This window comes from Seleniivibrio sp. (genome assembly GCF_021209385.1).
In the GTDB taxonomy this organism is placed as follows: Bacteria; Chrysiogenota; Deferribacteres; order Deferribacterales; family Geovibrionaceae; genus Seleniivibrio.
In genome coordinates, this window is the sequence record NZ_JAJOIL010000042.1 from 1 (window position 1) to 17,697 (window position 17,697).

At 46.3% G+C, this 17,697-nt stretch carries 18 protein-coding genes and 1 pseudogene; 17 read left to right on the forward strand and 2 right to left on the reverse strand.

Going from position 1 to position 17,697, the window contains the following annotated elements; translation table 11 throughout:
- A pseudogene (locus LRY47_RS14025) lies at positions 1-670 on the reverse strand (flagellin); the annotation flags it as partial.
- A 559-nt stretch (positions 671-1,229) separates the two neighbouring features.
- Positions 1,230-1,772: a prepilin-type N-terminal cleavage/methylation domain-containing protein gene (locus tag LRY47_RS14030; protein WP_295226506.1), complete on the reverse strand. Its 543-nt coding sequence runs from the start codon at positions 1,770-1,772 to the stop codon at positions 1,230-1,232.
- 219 nt (positions 1,773-1,991) lie between these two features.
- Between LRY47_RS14030 and rpmE the strand changes: the two genes are divergently transcribed.
- From rpmE to LRY47_RS14115, 17 genes are all read left to right on the forward strand, one after another.
- Complete coding sequence (gene rpmE / locus LRY47_RS14035; RefSeq protein WP_295226508.1) at positions 1,992-2,201, forward strand: 50S ribosomal protein L31; 210 nt, start codon at positions 1,992-1,994, stop codon at positions 2,199-2,201.
- A gap of 10 nt (positions 2,202-2,211) precedes the next feature.
- Positions 2,212-2,943, forward strand: coding sequence for an FAD-dependent thymidylate synthase (gene thyX, locus LRY47_RS14040; protein ID WP_295226510.1), 732 nt, complete (start codon positions 2,212-2,214; stop codon positions 2,941-2,943).
- Between the two features lie 190 nt (positions 2,944-3,133).
- Positions 3,134-4,036, forward strand: a complete 903-nt coding sequence (locus tag LRY47_RS14045) for a DUF1385 domain-containing protein (RefSeq protein ID WP_295226512.1) — start codon at positions 3,134-3,136, stop codon at positions 4,034-4,036.
- Positions 4,037-4,043: 7 nt separating this feature from the next.
- Positions 4,044-5,111, forward strand: coding sequence for a peptide chain release factor 1 (prfA, locus tag LRY47_RS14050; RefSeq protein ID WP_295226515.1), 1,068 nt, complete (start codon positions 4,044-4,046; stop codon positions 5,109-5,111).
- Positions 5,111-5,929, forward strand: a complete 819-nt coding sequence (gene prmC, locus LRY47_RS14055) for a peptide chain release factor N(5)-glutamine methyltransferase (RefSeq protein ID WP_295226518.1) — start codon at positions 5,111-5,113, stop codon at positions 5,927-5,929. Before prfA ends, prmC begins: the two co-directional genes overlap by 1 nt.
- Positions 5,911-7,170, forward strand: a complete 1,260-nt coding sequence (murA, locus tag LRY47_RS14060) for a UDP-N-acetylglucosamine 1-carboxyvinyltransferase (RefSeq protein WP_295226521.1) — start codon at positions 5,911-5,913, stop codon at positions 7,168-7,170. Before prmC ends, murA begins: the two co-directional genes overlap by 19 nt.
- Positions 7,170-7,802, forward strand: a complete 633-nt coding sequence (hisG, locus tag LRY47_RS14065) for an ATP phosphoribosyltransferase (RefSeq protein WP_295226524.1) — start codon at positions 7,170-7,172, stop codon at positions 7,800-7,802. The genes murA and hisG overlap by 1 nt, the downstream gene beginning before the upstream one ends.
- On the forward strand, positions 7,799-10,045 hold the full coding sequence (bamA, locus tag LRY47_RS14070; protein WP_295226527.1) for an outer membrane protein assembly factor BamA: 2,247 nt from the start codon (positions 7,799-7,801) through the stop codon (positions 10,043-10,045). Before hisG ends, bamA begins: the two co-directional genes overlap by 4 nt.
- A 34-nt stretch (positions 10,046-10,079) precedes the next feature.
- Positions 10,080-10,598, forward strand: a complete 519-nt coding sequence (locus LRY47_RS14075; RefSeq protein ID WP_295226530.1) for an OmpH family outer membrane protein — start codon at positions 10,080-10,082, stop codon at positions 10,596-10,598.
- Positions 10,598-11,611, forward strand: coding sequence for a UDP-3-O-(3-hydroxymyristoyl)glucosamine N-acyltransferase (gene lpxD / locus LRY47_RS14080; RefSeq protein WP_295226533.1), 1,014 nt, complete (start codon positions 10,598-10,600; stop codon positions 11,609-11,611). The genes LRY47_RS14075 and lpxD overlap by 1 nt, the downstream gene beginning before the upstream one ends.
- The gene (gene fabZ, locus LRY47_RS14085) at positions 11,598-12,029 is read left to right on the forward strand and encodes a 3-hydroxyacyl-ACP dehydratase FabZ (protein ID WP_366043899.1); all 432 of its coding nucleotides are present in this window, start codon (positions 11,598-11,600) and stop codon (positions 12,027-12,029) included. Before lpxD ends, fabZ begins: the two co-directional genes overlap by 14 nt.
- Before the next feature lie 122 nt (positions 12,030-12,151).
- The gene (gene lpxA / locus LRY47_RS14090) at positions 12,152-12,925 is read left to right on the forward strand and encodes an acyl-ACP--UDP-N-acetylglucosamine O-acyltransferase (protein WP_295226539.1); all 774 of its coding nucleotides are present in this window, start codon (positions 12,152-12,154) and stop codon (positions 12,923-12,925) included.
- Positions 12,926-12,940: 15 nt separating this feature from the next.
- A complete protein-coding gene (gene lpxI, locus LRY47_RS14095) occupies positions 12,941-13,741 on the forward strand; it encodes a UDP-2,3-diacylglucosamine diphosphatase LpxI (RefSeq protein WP_295226542.1) in 801 nt (266 codons plus the stop codon).
- Positions 13,742-13,745: 4 nt separating this feature from the next.
- On the forward strand, positions 13,746-14,213 hold the full coding sequence (locus tag LRY47_RS14100; RefSeq protein ID WP_295226545.1) for a chemotaxis protein CheX: 468 nt from the start codon (positions 13,746-13,748) through the stop codon (positions 14,211-14,213).
- Positions 14,214-14,221: 8 nt separating this feature from the next.
- Entirely contained in the window at positions 14,222-15,004 is a 783-nt protein-coding gene (locus LRY47_RS14105; RefSeq protein WP_295226548.1) for an A24 family peptidase, read from the forward strand.
- Between the two features lie 113 nt (positions 15,005-15,117).
- Positions 15,118-16,299, forward strand: a complete 1,182-nt coding sequence (gene tyrS / locus LRY47_RS14110; RefSeq protein ID WP_366043901.1) for a tyrosine--tRNA ligase — start codon at positions 15,118-15,120, stop codon at positions 16,297-16,299.
- 9 nt (positions 16,300-16,308) lie between these two features.
- The gene (locus LRY47_RS14115) at positions 16,309-17,565 is read left to right on the forward strand and encodes a DUF1015 domain-containing protein (RefSeq protein WP_295226554.1); all 1,257 of its coding nucleotides are present in this window, start codon (positions 16,309-16,311) and stop codon (positions 17,563-17,565) included.
- Positions 17,566-17,697: the final 132 nt, after the last annotated feature.

The following is a 17,697-nucleotide window of genomic DNA, read 5'->3' on the forward strand; positions in this document are numbered from 1 at the left end:
TTGTACCTGATGTTGCAACAGTTTTGATATCTGTTACTGATGCAACGTTTGTAGTGTTGTCTGTTCCGGCAGCGGTAGTGATTTCACCGCCCACAGCGTCGTCGCTGAGGGTCATAACGTCTGTTTTGTAAACTGCGTTTTTACCTGCTGAAACTTCAATATTCAGGTTATAGTTGCCTTCTGCAACTTTGCCTGTGACATTTACGTCAATGGCTGAAGTGTTATCTGTTGACCAGAGCGCTGTTGAATCACCGTTCAGCAGTTTCTTGGTGTTGAACTCTGTTGATGAAGCAACGCGGTCGATCTCTTCTTTAAGCTGATCTACTTCTTTCTGGATCTCTGAACGGTCGTTTGATGTGTAAACGCCGTTGGAAGCCTGAACAGCAAGCTCTCTCATTCTCTGGGTCATTTCCTGAATGGTAGCCAGACCGCCTTCAGCAGTCTGAAGCATTGAAATACCGTCCTGGGCGTTCATGGAAGCTCTTTTAAGACCTGAAATCTGCCCGCGCAGTTTCTCAGAAATAGCAAGACCTGATGCGTCATCAGATGCGCTGTTGATTCTGAGACCTGAGGAAAGTTTCTCAAGGTTTTTGGAAATGTTGTTGCTTGTCTGGTTTACATAACTCTGCGCAACGAGAGAGTTCGTGTTAGTGTAAACTGTGAGTGCCATGATATTACCTCCGTGTAATATTTCACCGGCATCCGTGCCGATGATAAAATGGTATGGCAAACTTGTTGCATTTGCAGAGCATAAAGTATGCTCTATTTCCGATTGTAGGTTATAGCTTCATTGTTAAAGTGCTCTTAAAAAGGATGCACCCCCATCGGGAACTAAAAACAAAAAAAGACCGACGCTGTATCTCATACAGTCATCGGTCTGATTGCTTCAGTACCTTTTCTTATTCTTCTGTGGTAATAGTATCGTCCCGGCAAAAAGAAACTTAACAGAAATTGTTTATTTTTTGACCACTTATTTTTATTTTCTTGAGAATCTTGATTGGACGGGGGTTTGAAGGAAAAATGTCAGAAATAGCTGAAAACTTTAATGTTTTATTTTTATTAGAAATGACATATTAAAATTAAATATTAACATATCGGAAATTATGCCTGAAAAATGCGCACCGGACGAGATCTGAAAATGAACAGAAAAAACGTGCTTTCAGCGTAACTTGCGAAACAAAAAAAGCGGCTTTTGGAAGCCGCTTTCTGTAAAAATTCATTATTTATTTTTATTCCAGAACAATACACATTGCGCCGGATGTGGCTGCATCGGGATAGGCAGCCGCGGCGGTTGTGGTTGCTGTTGCTGCGTAACGTATATCACCTGTGGTTCCTACTCCGTCGTCAAACTGAGTGTCGATGGACTCTGTAACGTCTGACATAATCGAAGAGAAACATACAAGGTTGTTGTCGGAGAAGCCCATTATATTTGCTGTGCCTGTTGCGGATGTTCCGGTGGTCCCTCCGCCGAAAACGTTGTTAGGTTCAGTTTCGCCGTTGCCCGAATAGAGATTTTCGTCTCTGAGGTCGCCCCAGAAAGTACTTGTGCCGGTATCTATTTTGCCGTTTGAATCGGCGTCGCCTGCGATATTTCCGGTTCTGTCAAAATAAGTCATGTAGGCAGTCTGAATGTTTTGATATTCTCTGTACAGTTTCTTTGTTTTTGCACTTTTAACCAGTTCCGTACCTTTTACCACACCGCCAAGGATAACGCCTATGATAACAAGTACGATAGCAAGTTCTACCAGTGTAAAACCTTTGCTGTTATTCATTTATTCCTCCTGTCTGATAATTGCAGAATAAAAAGATAATACTATAATATAAGGTAAAATCAACATGGAAAAGCTCTCATCAACCAGTGTTCACGAAACTATTACAATATATTTATATTGCACAGTTTGCCACTATGGCTATTTTTATGTTGAATACTTGATAGGGTTGTGATATAACCCTTGTTCCGTTGAAAAAGATAATCCCAGAGGTAAACATAGATGAAAAAAGATATCCATCCTAACGTACAAGACGTTGTATTCAAATGCGCATGCGGTGCTGAAATACCCGCAAAATCAACAGTTGCACCTGAAAAAGCCACTGTAGCGATTTGCTCTTCATGCCACCCTTTCTTCACAGGCAAGCAGAAGTTCATAGATACTGCCGGCCGTGTTGAAAAATTCATGAAGAAATACAACAAAGCAAAATAATTTCAGAATTATGGAAAACAGCAGCGGCCGCAAAGGCGGGCTTAATGTTAAGCTGGTTGCAAAAACAGCCGACGGAGAGCTTGTTTCCGCGTTGGCCGCTAAACTGTGCTATTCCGATTCCGACATCGACGGACTGCTTGAGAAGATAAGCAGTAAGGAACAGTCGGACTTCATACAGAAGATAGTGTCCATGGGACACCATTCAGTGTTGGAGCATCTGAATTTCACCTTCGGCGTTGAAGGCGTGTCCAGAGCTCTCACTCACCAGCTTGTCCGCCACCGCATAGCCAGCTATTCCCAGAAATCCCAGAGATATGTCAAGCACGGTCCGGAGTTTGAATACATCACTCCCCACACAATTGCAGACAAACCTGAACTTCTTGAGCAGTATGAACAGGCGATGCAGGACATCGGCAGGGCATATGATGCACTTCTTAAGGCGGGAGTTCCGGCGGAGGACGCGCGATACGTTCTTCCCAACGCCTGCGAAACAAAGATAATCATAACAATGAACGCTCGCGAGCTTCTGCATTATTTCTCAATCCGCTGCTGCGAAAGAGCGCAGTGGGAGATACGCGAGATGTCTTTCCAGATGCTTCGTCTGTGCCGCAAAGAGGCTCCGTCAATATTCGGCGATGCAGGTCCCGGATGTGTTCGCGGTAAATGCCCCGAAGGTTCCTTCACATGCGGAAAGGCGAAAGAGATAAGAGAAAAGTTCACCGACAAAAACAACTTTCTTTAGCGTTTTTGTTCTATAGTCTTATATTCCATAAACAGATTGATTCGCTTACTTTTGTGAATGATTGCGTTCATTTGTCTTTGCGAGCGAGAGCGAAGCAATCTGATAAAATGAGATCGCGTCGGGCGTTGCCCTCGCGAAGACGGAACGTTTCTCTTGAAGCGTTTTCATAAGTATTTTAAGGAAGTGAATAATGGCAAAACCAAACATAGGTGGACAGGCAGTTATTGAGGGCGTTATGATGCGCGCTCCCGAAAGATTCGTAATAGCCGTCCGCAAGAGTGAAAACGAAATAGTAGTTAAAAAGGAAGATGTAAAACTCGATAGAAACAAAATATTCAAAAAACCGCTTGTCAGAGGTCTCATAGCACTTTACGATTCCCTTATTCTGGGTATCCGCGCTCTTAATTTCAGTGCGTATCACTCAACAGGAGAGGGCGAGGAGCATATGAGCAAATCTGCCACGCTTTTCAGCATGGCAATGGGCATCGGGCTTGGGCTTCTGCTTTTCATATACCTGCCTTTGCAGATAACCGAGCTTATGAAGCACCTTCTGCCGAGCCTTCATACATCGTCGCTGCTTTACAACGCTGTTGACGGTGTCATCCGTGTGGTATTTTTCGTCTTATATGTCTGGGGGATATCGTTCCTTAAAGATATAAAACGCGTGTTCCAGTACCACGGTGCGGAGCATAAATCCATTTTTGCCTATGAAGAGGGGCTTGAACTCACAGTTGAGAACGCCAGAAAGATGAGCCGTTTTCATCCCCGCTGCGGAACCAGCTTCCTTATTATATTAATGCTGGTGTGTATCCTGACCTTTTCGCTTATTCCCAACAACGCGAACTTTTTTGTTAAGCTGGGGGCAAGACTGGTGTTCATTCCAATTATTGCAGGCGTGAGCTACGAAATACTGAAACTTAGCGGAAAGTTCCACAAGAACCCCATAGTAAAATTTCTGATAATGCCGGGGCTTATGCTCCAGAAGATAACCACTCAGGAACCTGACGACAGTCAGCTTGAGGTGGCGCTGATTTCCATCCGTGCATCGCTGGATATGGAGATACCCACAGAAGGGATAACAATAGTAGACTGAGGAAGAGATGTTTGACAAATTACAGGAAGTTAAGACCAAGTACGAAGAGATGACGAAACTGCTCACAGATCCGGAGGTAATTGCGGATCAGGAGCATTTCATGAGGATATCCAAAGACCACGCGGAAATGCGTCCCGTCGTTGAGAAATATGACGAGTACATGTCTGTTAAGGCGTCTTTGGAAGAGGCGAAAAGCATAGTTGCATCATCCGACGACAAAGACCTTATTGAGCTTGCGGAGATGGAGCTTGAAGAGAACAAGGATTCTCTTGACCGTATGGAGGGTGAGCTTAAAAAGCTTCTTCTGAAAAAAGACCCATACGACCATAAGAACATCTTCCTTGAAATACGCGCAGGAACGGGCGGCGACGAAGCTTCTCTTTTTGCGGCTGTGCTTCTTAAGATGTATTCCCGCTATGCCGAGATGAGCGGCTGGAAGGTTGAGATTGTTGATTTCAACGAAACCGGCGTCGGCGGGTATAAAGAGGTTGTGGCGCTCATCAAAGGTTACGGCGCATACAGCAAACTGAAATTCGAGGCTGGCGGTCACAGGGTGCAGCGTGTTCCCGAAACGGAATCAGGCGGACGTATCCATACATCCGCGTGTACGGTTGCGGTGCTTCCCGAAGCGGAGGACGTTGACGTTCATATCGAACAGAAAGACCTGCGTGTTGACGTTTACCGTGCCGGCGGCGCAGGCGGACAGCACATTAACACCACCGACTCTGCCGTGCGAATGACACACATCCCCACAGGAATAGTTGTCACATGTCAGGATGAGAGAAGCCAGATAAAGAACCGCGAAAAAGCCATGAAACTTCTGAAATCCCGCATCCTTGAGGCGGAGATTGAGAAAAAGAACTCAGAAGAGGCTGCCAGCAGAAAGCTTCAGGTGGGTTCCGGCGACAGAAGTGAACGCATCAGAACATATAACTTTCCCCAGAACAGGGTGACTGATCACAGAATAAAGGAATCCGCAAACCTTGACAGGTTTCTCCTCGGTGAGATGGAGGATATGATCGAAGCGACAATTGCGTTTGATCAGGCGGAGAGACTCAGAGAATCGGGGCTTTGATGAAGCTGGCGGAGTTCATCGGTTTTGTCCGTGAAAACTGCCTGCCGAATCGCCACGATGCCCTTGAATTGGCATCGAAAGCGTTTTCAATAGACTATTCAAAGATACCTCTGCACCTGTCGGACGAGATTGAGCTGACGGAAGGGATTCAAAACATGCTGGAAAGGCTTCAAAAAGGCGAGCCTCTGGCATATGTCATCAACAATAAATCATTTTACGGTTTGGATATGTACGTTGACGGGCGGGTGCTGATACCCCGCCCTGAAACGGAACTTGTAGTTACCGAGCTTCTTGAGCGTTTCGGTGCGGAAACAGAACTTAAGGTACTGGATATCTGTACCGGATCAGGCTGTATTCCTGCGGCGCTTCTTGCGGAACGACCGCTCTGGACGGCTGATGTTATTGACATAAGTTCAGACGCTCTTGATGTTGCGGAAATCAATCTTGGCAGGTATGCTCATGGAAGGTTCCGTTTAAAACAGGGCGACGCACTGAAAATGTCGGATTACCCCGCAGGCGGTTATGACATAATAACCTGTAACCCGCCTTATCTGACTGAAAACGAGTGGGAAAATTCACCGGAATCGCTGAAATATGAGCCGAAAAACGCTCTCAGCGACGGCGGCGACGGGCTTTCATTCTACAAAAAACTATTGGACATGATACCCGATTTATGCAATAAAAACGGGGTGGCGCTCTTTGAGCTTGGGCAGGGGCAGTCTGTGGCTGTGACGGCTTGGATTAAAGGGCAAAATTACAGAATTATCAAAGATTATCAAGGGATAGAAAGGGTACTGGTTTGGACAAACTCGTTATAGAAGGCGGCCGCGAATTAAACGGCACAATACGCATCAGCGGCGCAAAAAATGCCGCACTCCCCATCCTCTCCGCTGTCATTCTTGCCGACGGCGAATACAACATAAGCGAAGCACCCGAACTGGTCGATATCTCGACAATGCTCAAACTCCTGAAAGAGTTCGGCATAACATCTGAAAGAAACGGAAAATCCGTTAAGATAAACAGTGTTTATGATCAGGATGCGTTCACTGCTCCATATGAGCTGGTAAAAACCATGAGGGCAAGCGTTCTGACACTGGGGCCGCTCCTTGCCAGAAAAGGCAAAGCAAAGGTATCGCTGCCGGGCGGATGCGCCATAGGCGAGCGTCCGGTTGACCTGCACCTGAAAGCACTTGAGGCTATGGGCGCAAAGATATCCGTTGAACACGGCTATATCGACGCGGAGTGTCCCAAGCTGAAAGGCGCTATAATAAACTTTGACATAGTTACCGTTACCGGTACCGAAAATATAATGATGGCGGCATGCCTTGCCGAAGGTGAAACCATACTGCGCAACGCCGCACAGGAACCGGAGGTCGTTGACCTTGCTAATTTTCTGAAAAAGATGGGCGCACGCATAACGGGCGAAGGTACCAGCGAGATACGCATTGTCGGCGTTGAAAAGCTTTTCAGCGCAGATTATTCCGTAATGCCCGACCGTATCGAGGCGGGAACGTTCATCTGCTGTGTCGGCGCTGCCGGCGGAAGCGTTGAGATAACCAACGTACCCGTTGACGTTATGCGCACAACACTGGATAAGATAGCCGAAACAGGACTTAAGATTGATAGAATAAACAGCACCACCATAAGAGTTACAAAGGTTAAGCCGCTGATTTCAACTGACATATCCACAGCTCCCTATCCGGGATTTCCCACAGATATGCAGGCTCAGTTCATGAGCCTTATGGCTGTTGCGAACGGCTTTTCGGTTGTTACGGAGAATATATTCGAGAACAGGTTTATGCACGTTGCCGAGCTTAAAAGGATGGGCGCGGACATTAAACTGAAAGATAAATCCGCTATGATACGCGGAGTGAAATCCCTTACCGGAGCGCCTGTTATGGCATCCGATCTGCGCGCCAGCGCAAGCCTTGTGATAGCAGGACTTATGGCGTCAGGTAAAACGGAGATATCAAGACTCTACCACCTCGACAGAGGATATGAGGATTTTGTTGAAAAACTTAGCGGGGCGGGTGCCTGCCTTGCAAGGGTAAAGGAATAATGAGAACAGACGACTGCATAAACGTTGCTCTGCCAAAAGGCAGACTGGCGGAAGATACCATAGAACTTTTCCTTAAAAAAGGGATAACCAGAGAAGGAGTTGTTGATTTCAACTCACGCATGCTGACGTTCCACGACGAAGTGAACAACATAAAGTTCATGATGGTCAGGAACATGGACGTTTCAACATATGTCAAGCATGGCGCCGCCGACATAGGTGTCGTCGGAAAGGATATACTGCTGGAATCCGCCGCAGACGTTTACGAATATCTTGATCTTGGTTTCGGATACTGCCGCCTCTGTGTCGCAGGGGTTAAGGATTCCGATCTTTCATATCGCCACGATATGGTGGTTGCAACAAAATATCCTACACTCACAAAGAACTTTTTTGCGGGTAGAGGTGTCTTCGTTGAGACCATCAAACTTTACGGCTCTATCGAGCTTTCTCCTATAGTGGGTCTTTCGGATTTCATTGTGGATCTGGTTTCCACCGGACAAACACTGAAAAAGAACGGTCTGGTTGAGGTTGAAACAATGCTGGAATCGACAGCACGCCTCATCGGGAACAAGAGCATGGCAAAAGTTAAGTATCAGAGAATACGGGAAATATTGGACGTTGTGGAGTCGGCATGAAGAAATCAACTTTTTTTTTTATCGCGTTAATTCTATTCTCATTTAACGCACTTGCAGCCACTATTGACTCTGTGGAGATAACAGGAAACCGCAGGGTACCCACCGCTACTATTCAGAAATATACAGTTAAACAGGGATCGGAATTTGACCTTGCCGCTGTGGACAAGAGTATCAAAGACCTTTTTGCATCAGGACTGGTTACGGATGCCACTGTCGATATGAAAGTGGACGACGACAGGCTTGTTCTTGTTTATCAGATTTCTGAAAAACCCTATGTAAATAACGTGTATTTCAACGGAAACTCTGAGATTAAAACAAGGGTACTGGAAGAAACTGTGACCCCAATGTCCGGTCAGCTCCTTGACAACAAGAAGGTTGAATCCAACCAGCTTCTCATACAGGAGAAATACGCTGACGAAAAATTCTATTCAGCAAGGATAAACGCCGAGGTTGAAGAGCGCGGAAACAACTCTGTTGATGTCGTTTATTCAATAGACGAAGGTGTTCAGGCGAAAATATACGATATCAAGGTTGTCGGGAACAAACATTTCAAAGCAAAAGAACTGCTTAAAGAGATGGAAACATCTAAAAAAGGTTTCTGGTCATGGCTCTCCGGTTCAGGCAAACTGAAAAAAACCGAGCTGCGCACCGATATGGAAAAGATACGCGCAAAGTATCTGAAAGAGGGCTATGCAAAGGTACAGGTCGGTGAACCTGATATCAATATTTCTGACGATAAGAAAAAGATTTATATCACCATTAAGATAGATGAGGGTGTCAGATTCAAGGTTGCCAATATCGAATATACCGGATATGAGCACGCCACCCCAGAGGAACTCAAAAAGGCGACCACACTCAAAACAGGCGACTGGTTTAACGTTGAGAGCTATCAGAACGATATCAAATCCATCACATCAGTTTTCACTGAAAAAGGTTATGCCTACGCAAACGTTGATCCCGATTCAAAGATGAACGACGAAGCGGCGACCATCGACCTTAAGTTTAATGTTGAAGAGAACATGCTGGTGTATATCAACAGGATAAACATCAGAGGCAATACAAAATCCAGAGACAGGGTCGTCAGACGAGAGTTTGACATAGTTGAAGGCGATCTCTATAACAGCGCACTGATATCCGATTCCAAAAAGCACCTCGAATTTCTGGATTTCTTCGATCAGGTGCGTATCGCAGAAACAAGGGTAGGTAACGATCAGGTTGACCTTGACGTGGACGTGAACGACAAGATGACCGGAATGTTCAGTATGGCGGCAGGTTATTCCAGCGTTGACAAACTGATCGGTACTGTTTCTCTCACACAGAAAAACCTCTTCGGCATGGGATACGAACTGACAACGAAAGCTGAATTTTCAAGCAGTACATCAAACTATACAATCAGTTTTGTAAACCCCTGGCTGTTTGACAGACCCTACAGCTTCAGCGCGGATCTGTTCAACACCAACAGGGAATACGATGACTATGATAAAAAATCAAAAGGTTTTGCTCTTGGTCTCGGTCACCAGATCATAAAACGTAAACTGTACGGAAGTGCTAAGTTCAGATATGAAGAGAACACAATTGACAACGTTGATGATGAAGCGGCTGATATCATAAAAGCGCAGGAGGGTGAATCAACCATCATCAGTATCACACCGACACTGAGATGGTCCACCACAAACCACCCGTATCTGCCCACAAAAGGAAATCAGAGTACTGTATTCACGAAACTGGCGGGCGGACCCCTCGGCGGCGATTATACATTCGGCAAACTTGGATTTGATACATCGCAGTATGTTACAGTTTTCTGGAAGGTTGTTTTCATGGCACACCTTGAAGGCGGATACATACAGATGTTCGACGGTAAAGACGCTCCCATTGCGGAACGCTACAGACTCGGCGGTATGTACAGCATCAGAGGCTACGAATACGGAGACATTTCACCTGCGGATGAGGACGGAAACAAGTTCGGCGGTACTAAGTACATTCAGAACAACTTTGAGCTTGTATTCCCCATCGCTCCCAGCGCACAGCTTATGGGCGTTTTGTTCTTCGATCAGGGGCAGTCATATGATGAAGACGAAGCATTCTTTAAACGCGATCTTGTAAGGTCTGTCGGTGCGGGTTTCCGCTGGTACAGCCCCATCGGACCGCTCAGATTTGAATACGGTCAGCCTCTCAATCCCGATCCGGACGAAGGGCTTTCAGATAAAGGCAGATGGGAATTCTCCATCGGCGGTATGATATAACGGACATAATATCCAATAGGAGGACTTTAGTATAATGAGAACCAAACTTTTCTTTCTTCTGCTGATAATGGCGGTATTTTCCGCGTCGGCATATGCAAAAATCGGCGTTATAGACTTTCAGAAAGTTCTGAAAGAATCTGACGGCGGTAAGGACGTTTACGGAAAATTACAGGCGAAAGCGGATGAATACGATAAAAAACTTGCCGCTTCAAATGAAGCTATAAAAAAGGCACAGCAGGAATATGCAGCGAAAGAAAGCGTTGCAAACGACGATTACAAAGACAAGAAAAGAGGCGAAATCCAGAGAATGATCAGGGATTTCAATCAGAATAAAGACGACTACTCAAAAGACCTGAAAAGACTTGAACTCAGATATCTGAAATCAATTCAGGACGACGTTCTTAAGATTATCGAGGCGCTGGGAAAAGAACTGGATATGGAAGTTATCCTTGAACAGAACAACTCCGGCGTACTGTACCTTAACCCGAAAGTGGACATAACCGATGTTGTTATCCAGAGATACAACGTTGTGTTCAAACAGCAGAAAAAATAATGAAAGCGTCTGTTCTTGCTGAAAAAACAGGCGGAAAACTTATCGGAGCGGACACGGAAGTGTCCTGTGTGTCCTCCTTTGAAGAGATTCGGGAGGGCGCACTCGTTCCGCTTCTGGTGAAGGAACTGCCGGAAGGCGTTCTGGAATCCAAAGCGGCGGCGTTTCTTGTTAAGACAGGTTCAGAAACCGCATCCGGTAAGACATACATAGAGGCGGACGACCCTGAGATGGCTCTTGTTGCCATCCTCGGTCTTGTTCACCAGCGTCCTGTCAGAGAAGCCGGAATACATCTGAGAGCCTATGTCGCGGAATCTGCCGAGATAGGTCAGAACGTGTTTATAGACGCATTCGCGTATGTCGGTGAGAACTGCCGCATAGGGGATAACTGCATAATCCGCGCAAATGTGACCGTCGACGACGGTGTTGTCATGGGCGAGGGATGCGAAATATTTCCCAACGTAAGTCTCTATTCCGGTACAAAACTCGGCAACAGAGTTATTATCCATTCCGGCGCTGTTATAGGCGCGGACGGGTTCGGATATTACCAGCGCGGCGGCAAGAACGTCAAGATACCACATGTGGGCGGCGTTATGCTCTGCGACGATGTCGAGATAGGTGCAAACAGCTGTGTTGACAGAGGAAAATTCAGCGATACCGTCATCGGCGAAAGCACAAAAATAGATAATCAATGTATGGTCGGACACAACTGTGTTCTGGGTAAAAGCTGCATCATGGCTGGTCAGGCGGCTCTTGCGGGAAGCACAACCCTTGGCGACTATGTTGTCATGGGCGCGCGCTCCGGAGCGGCTGATCACCTTAATATCTGCTCAAAAACGATGCTTGCCGGACAGTGCGGAGTTATATCCGATATAGATAAACCGGGCATATACGCGGGGTTCCCTCATACATCCAGAAAAGGATGGCTGCGCGAGGTAGTGCTTCTGCGTTCGCTGCCGGACACAATTAAAAGGATTGATGAGATTGAGAGGAAACTGAATGATGATGGACATTAAAGAGATAATGACAAAACTGCCACACAGATACCCTTTTTTGCTCGTTGACAGGGTGCTGGAGATGGACAGTGAAAGCATAACGGCTATCAAGAACGTTACTATGAACGAACCATTTTTTCAGGGACATTTCCCTTCATACCCTGTAATGCCGGGCGTACTCATTATTGAGGCTATGGCTCAGGTTGCGGGGATTCACACCATTTCCACTGCGGAAGTGGTACCGGAAAACGCCATTTTCTTCTTTATGGGCGTTGACGGCGTGAAGTTCCGCAAACAGGTTGTTCCCGGCGATCAGCTTGTTATGAAGATAAAGGTTATTAAAAAGAAAAAAGATCTCGTAAGAGTAAAGGCGGAAGCATTCGTCGACGATCAGCTTGCATGTGAGGGCGAACTTACTGCCATTATGCGCGGAGCGTAATAGGCAAAGGATATGCCGTCGCGGAGTTAGCCTCAACGGTTTTACCGTTCAAGCGAAACGGAGCGTAAGTGCAGTACGGCTTTGCCGTATCTGACGTTAGTCAAAATAAGCGGAGCGTAAATATGATAGATAAAGATGCGGTTATACACCCGTCTGCACAGATTGCGGACAGCGCGGTGATTGAAAAAGGCGCCTACATAGGCAAAAACTGTATCATAGGTGAAAACGTCATTGTCGGATACAATGCCGTTGTTGAACGCGACACAACTGTCGGCGACGGAACGAGGGTCGGCATGAACGCCCACATAGGCGGCGATCCGCAGGACTACAGCTTCAAAGGTGAAGACACTAAGCTTATCATCGGCAAGAACTGTCTTTTCCGCGAATTCTGTACAGTCCACAGAGCATCCACAAAAGAGGACGTTTGGGAAACTGTCATAGGCGACAACTGTTTCATCATGGCGTATGCCCACGTTGCCCACGACTGCAAACTGCAAAATAACGTCACCATGACAAGCTTTTCCGGTCTCGGCGGTCACTGCCGTGTCGGTTCATACGTTATCATGGGCGGATATGCGGGCGCGCACCAGTTCGTTCGTATCGGTTCCGGCTGTATGATAGGCGGAAAAGCCACGCTCCTTAAAGACGCACCCCCCTACTGTATGCTTGCGGGAACACCTGCAGAACTTGAAGGGCTTAACAGCGTCGGTCTGAAACGCCGCGGAATAGGTCCCGAAGTGCGCATGGAGCTTAAACGCGCCCTGTCCATCTATATGGATCTGACCGTTAAACTTGTTGATCTGCCCGAAGAACTCTCATTCCTCCATCCTTACCCTGAGGTTGTGGAGTTCATCGACTTTATAAAAGACAGCAAAAGAAGCTTTGTAAGAGGCTGATAAGAGAGGATATGTTTGAAAGCTGCCATTGTTGCCGGATATGGCACACTTCCGAGGATCGCTGCTGAAAATCTGCTGAAAAAGGGCGACAGCGTGCTTGTTATAGCACTTGACGAAGCCGTCAGCACAGGTTTTTCTGATATTCAGGGCATCAGTCTTGAAAAGATAAGCGTTACTCAGGTGGGTAAGCTGATCAAACTCCTTAAAAAATATGAAATAGAGAGCGTCCTGTTCGCCGGAAAGGTGAACAAGGCGCTCATCTTTTCCAATCTGAAATTCGACCTGCTGGCAGTTAAGGTTCTTGCGGGGCTCAAAAACCGCAAGGATGATACCATAATGGATGCCATTTGCAGGCTCATCACCGCCGAAGGGATAAAGATAATGGAGCAGACCGAAGCTCTGTACAGCCTTTATCTGCCAAAAGGCGTCTACAGCATGAAACAACCCACAGCAGAACAGGAAAAAGATATTGCTTTCGGATATGAGACGGCGAAAGAGCTTGGCAGGCTCGATATCGGGCAGACAGTTGTTGTTAAAAACAGCGCTGTTATGGCACTGGAGGCTATCGAGGGGACTGATCAGGCTATCGAACGCGGATGCAGACTTGCGAAAGAGGGTGCGGTGGTTGTGAAATGTGCAAAACCGTCACAAGATTTAAGGTTTGATATTCCGACAGTGGGTATTGACACGTTAAAAAATTTATCAGATAATAAAGGTGCGGTGCTTGCTGTTGAAGCGGAAAGCACATTTGTAGTTGAAATAGACAAATGCATAAGGTTTGCCGATGAGCATAACCTAATATTTCTTGCGATATGAGAGAATGAAAGCGGAACACATCAACCCTTTTATAACTTCCACAAGCGAAGTTTTCAGAACAATGCTGAGCATTGATCCGGTGCGCGGACAGCTTTATGTCAAAAGCGGCGAGAAACTGCCGTATGATATATCCGGCATCATAGGTCTTGCCGGTGCGGCGAGCGGCTTTGTTATTATCAGCATGACAGAATCTCTTGCTCTCAAAGTCGTTGAGAAATTCATCGGCGAAAAGAAAGAGAAGATTGACGACGACGTTATGGATGCTATCGGCGAGATACTCAACATGATCGCCGGCGGTGCCAAACAGATATTCTCCCGTACCGGAACAAAATTCAAAATATCAATACCCAATGTGGTTGTCGGAAAAGACCACGTTGTCGGCAAACAGAAGAACGTTCAGTGCCTCGGAATGACCTTTAAGGTCGGCGAAGAGATGTTCGTCATCGAGGTTGCTCTCAGAGACGGAAACTGATCCCCGCTGTGGAAGCTTTCAAAGCAGTCTACATTTTTTTCATCGGCGCCTGTCTGGGCAGTTTTATGAATGTCCTGACATATCGTCTTCCCAGAGGACTTAATATCGCTATTCCCCCTTCATCCTGCACAAAATGCGGACAGAGAATAAAATTCTACGATAATATACCCGTGCTTTCATGGTTTATACTGGGCGGGAGATGCAGAAACTGTAAATCGCCTATATCAATAATGTATCCGCTGGCGGAACTTGGCACCGGACTGATGTTCCTCGGATGCTACCTAAAATTTGGTTTGACCCTTGAGATGTGGCACGGATGCGCAGTTGTGTTTTTTATGCTTGCTGCCGCCTTTTCAGATGTATTTACAGCTGTTGACGACAATTTTGAGTGTGGAATAATACCCGACAGTCTTAATCTTGCCGGATTTATAGTCGGATTCGCCCTTTCATGGGCGCTTTACGGCACCTTTAAGTTTCCGCTTTACGGTGCACTCACAGGTTTTCTGGGACTTTTCATCCCTTCATATCTGTTCAAACTGATACGAAAAAAAGAGGGCATGGGCGGCGGAGATATAAAGCTTATGGCTGTTGTCGGCGCTATGCTCGGAATAAAATCGATATTTTTTGTCATTTTCGCATCAGCCTTTCTGGGTGCGGTGTATGGAATCTCCCTGCAGCTTGTTTCCAGACAAAAAAACATCATACTGCCTTTTGGTCCCTTTATAGCCGCTGCATCAGTTATTTATCTCTTTTATGCGCCGGTGTTCGACGCCCTGTTATACAACAGGTGAGTGAAAAATAACCATCGCGCTCTTGAACATTGCTCTAATATCAGTTATAACGTAAGACTATTTTAAAAGACCGCATATCGGTCGGAGGAAAAGTGTTAAGACCCGAAGAACAAATGGAACAGATAAAACGGGGAACTGAAGAGATTATCAGCGAAGAAGACCTGCTGAAAAAACTTCAGAAATCCTATGACGAAGGCAAACCCCTCAGAATTAAAGCGGGATTTGACCCGACGGCGCCGGATCTTCACCTCGGACACACTGTTCTCATCCAGAAGCTGAAACACTTTCAGGATCTGGGACATCAGGTGATATTCCTTATCGGAGATTTCACCGGTATGATAGGTGACCCAACAGGAAAGAGCGAAACCCGTAAGGCTTTGACAAAAGAGCAGGTTCTCGCCAATGCCGAAACATATAAAGAACAGGTTTTCAAAATACTTGATCCGGAAAAGACAGAAGTCGCTTTCAACAGTACATGGATGGAAGCAATGAACTCTCAGGACATGATAAGACTGGCTTCACAGTATACTGTTGCAAGGATGCTTGAGCGCGACGACTTTTCCAAAAGATACGCAGGAAACAAACCCATAAGCATACACGAGTTTCTGTACCCGCTGGTGCAGGGATACGATTCAGTTGCTCTGAAAAGCGACGTTGAACTCGGCGGAACAGACCAGAAGTTCAATCTGCTCGTCGGACGCGACCTCCAGAGGTCACACGGACAGGCTCCGCAGGTGGCGCTTACAATGCCCATCCTCGAAGGTCTGGACGGAGTGAACAAGATGTCCAAATCTCTGAACAACTACATAGGTATCGCCGAATCACCCGCCGATATGTTCGGAAAAATGATGTCAATATCAGACGACCTGATGTTCAGATACTATCTTCTTCTGTCAGACAGAACGCTGGCGGAGATAGACTCTCTTAAAAAAGCAGTGGCAGACGGCTCAAAGCATCCTATGGAAGCTAAAAAGGAGCTTGCCGTTGAGATAATCACACGTTTCCACTCCGCCGAAGCGGCAGCAAAAGCAAGGGAAGGTTTTGAAAAGATATTCTCAAAACACGAAAACCCCGACGATATGGAAACATGTGAAGCAAAAACAGACGAAAAACTCGTCGATATCATCGACAGACTGAAATTTGCACCCAGCAAAAGCGAAGCAAGACGCACAGCCAAAGCCGGCGGGGTGTATATTGACGGGAACAAAGTCGAAAGCATCGACATCACCCTTGAAAAGGGTGAATATGTATTAAGGGTCGGCAAGAAAAACTTTGCCAGACTTACAGTTAATTAGGAGGATACAGTGTCTATTGTAAGACCTTTTGCGGGCGTACGTTACAACCTTGAGGAAGTGCTTCTGAAAAGCGTGGTAGCTCCGCCATACGACGTCATTTCTCCGGAAATGAAACAGGCTCTGAAAGATAAAAGCCCATATAATGTGGTGACACTGGATCTGCCGGACGGCGCAGACGACAAATACGACAACGCCGCCGCCCTTTACAAACAGTATTGCGATAATAAGATACTTGTAAAAGACGAAAAACCTTCGTTCTATGTTTACGAGCAGGTTTATACATACGGCGGAAAGGAATACGTTCGCACCGGTTTCGTCGGACTTCTGAAGCTGGAAGAACTGGGTAAAGGTTCCGTTTATCCCCACGAGAAAACACTTTCCGGTCCCAAAAAGGACAGATTTGAACTGATGAAGTCTTGCAAGACAGACTTCAGCCAGATTTTCGGTCTCTATATGGACAAAGACAACCGTATGAATCTCGTTTTCAATGAGGCGAAAAAGAATATGCCCACAGCATCCGCAATGGATGAAGACGGGGTTAAGAACACCATCTGGTCTGTCAACGGCGAGAACACCGTACGCATGATTGAAGAGTTCATGAAAGACAAGGCGATATACATAGCAGACGGACACCACAGATACGAAACTGCTCTGAACTACAGAGACTATGCCCGCCAGCAGAACGGCGACGTGCCGAACGAAGAGAAACCTTACGACTACGTTATGATGATGTTCGTGAACTTCTACGACGAAGGTCTGAAAATTTTCCCCACGCACAGAGTGCTTGAGGTGGATTCAGATTTCAGTTTTGAAGGTTTCCTTGATAAACTCCGTTTCGACTTCACTGTCGAAACGCTCACAGATGCAAAATCCGCAGACACTTTTGTGAACGATCCCGCAGGCGGACGCGCAATGGCACTTTATTTCGACAATACATATTATGGCATAAAAGCTAAGGACGAAGTCATCGAAAACCTGAATCAGGTCTACCGTAAGGTCGACACATATCTGCTTCAGGAGGGCATCATGAAGAAATTCCTGGATGTCACAGACGAAAGACTTCTGAAAAAAGAGGGCGTGTACTTCGTGCAGGCTCTTGATCAGATTGAAAAACTCGCCGCCGATAAAAAAGCTGTGGGCTTTATACTTAAAGGTGTGGATATAGAAATTGTGCGTGAAATATCCGAAAGCGGAATGGTCATGCCGCAGAAATCCACCTACTTTTACCCGAAACTTCAGACAGGACTTGTTATCTACCAATTCTGATTTGTCTTGTCTCCCCCTTTGACAAAGGGGGATTAAGGGGGATTTTCATTAAGTATTAATCAATCACCACCCACCTTCTTCTAAAGGAGGGAGAAAAACGCAATTATAACTTTGTCAACACCAGAGGGGCTT

What these genes read in the sequence shown, in the direction of transcription:
- LRY47_RS14030 (WP_295226506.1), bottom strand. Translation starts at nt 1,772, where the DNA reads ATGAATAACAGCAAAGGTTTTACACTGGTAGAACTTGCTATCGTACTT.
- rpmE (WP_295226508.1), top strand. Translation starts at nt 1,992, where the DNA reads ATGAAAAAAGATATCCATCCTAACGTACAAGACGTTGTATTCAAATGC.
- thyX (WP_295226510.1), top strand. Translation starts at nt 2,212, where the DNA reads ATGGAAAACAGCAGCGGCCGCAAAGGCGGGCTTAATGTTAAGCTGGTT.
- LRY47_RS14045 (WP_295226512.1), top strand. Translation starts at nt 3,134, where the DNA reads ATGGCAAAACCAAACATAGGTGGACAGGCAGTTATTGAGGGCGTTATG.
- prfA (WP_295226515.1), top strand. Translation starts at nt 4,044, where the DNA reads ATGTTTGACAAATTACAGGAAGTTAAGACCAAGTACGAAGAGATGACG.
- prmC (WP_295226518.1), top strand. Translation starts at nt 5,111, where the DNA reads ATGAAGCTGGCGGAGTTCATCGGTTTTGTCCGTGAAAACTGCCTGCCG.
- hisG (WP_295226524.1), top strand. Translation starts at nt 7,170, where the DNA reads ATGAGAACAGACGACTGCATAAACGTTGCTCTGCCAAAAGGCAGACTG.
- bamA (WP_295226527.1), top strand. Translation starts at nt 7,799, where the DNA reads ATGAAGAAATCAACTTTTTTTTTTATCGCGTTAATTCTATTCTCATTT.
- LRY47_RS14075 (WP_295226530.1), top strand. Translation starts at nt 10,080, where the DNA reads ATGAGAACCAAACTTTTCTTTCTTCTGCTGATAATGGCGGTATTTTCC.
- lpxD (WP_295226533.1), top strand. Translation starts at nt 10,598, where the DNA reads ATGAAAGCGTCTGTTCTTGCTGAAAAAACAGGCGGAAAACTTATCGGA.
- fabZ (WP_366043899.1), top strand. Translation starts at nt 11,598, where the DNA reads ATGATGGACATTAAAGAGATAATGACAAAACTGCCACACAGATACCCT.
- lpxA (WP_295226539.1), top strand. Translation starts at nt 12,152, where the DNA reads ATGATAGATAAAGATGCGGTTATACACCCGTCTGCACAGATTGCGGAC.
- LRY47_RS14100 (WP_295226545.1), top strand. Translation starts at nt 13,746, where the DNA reads ATGAAAGCGGAACACATCAACCCTTTTATAACTTCCACAAGCGAAGTT.
- tyrS (WP_366043901.1), top strand. Translation starts at nt 15,118, where the DNA reads ATGGAACAGATAAAACGGGGAACTGAAGAGATTATCAGCGAAGAAGAC.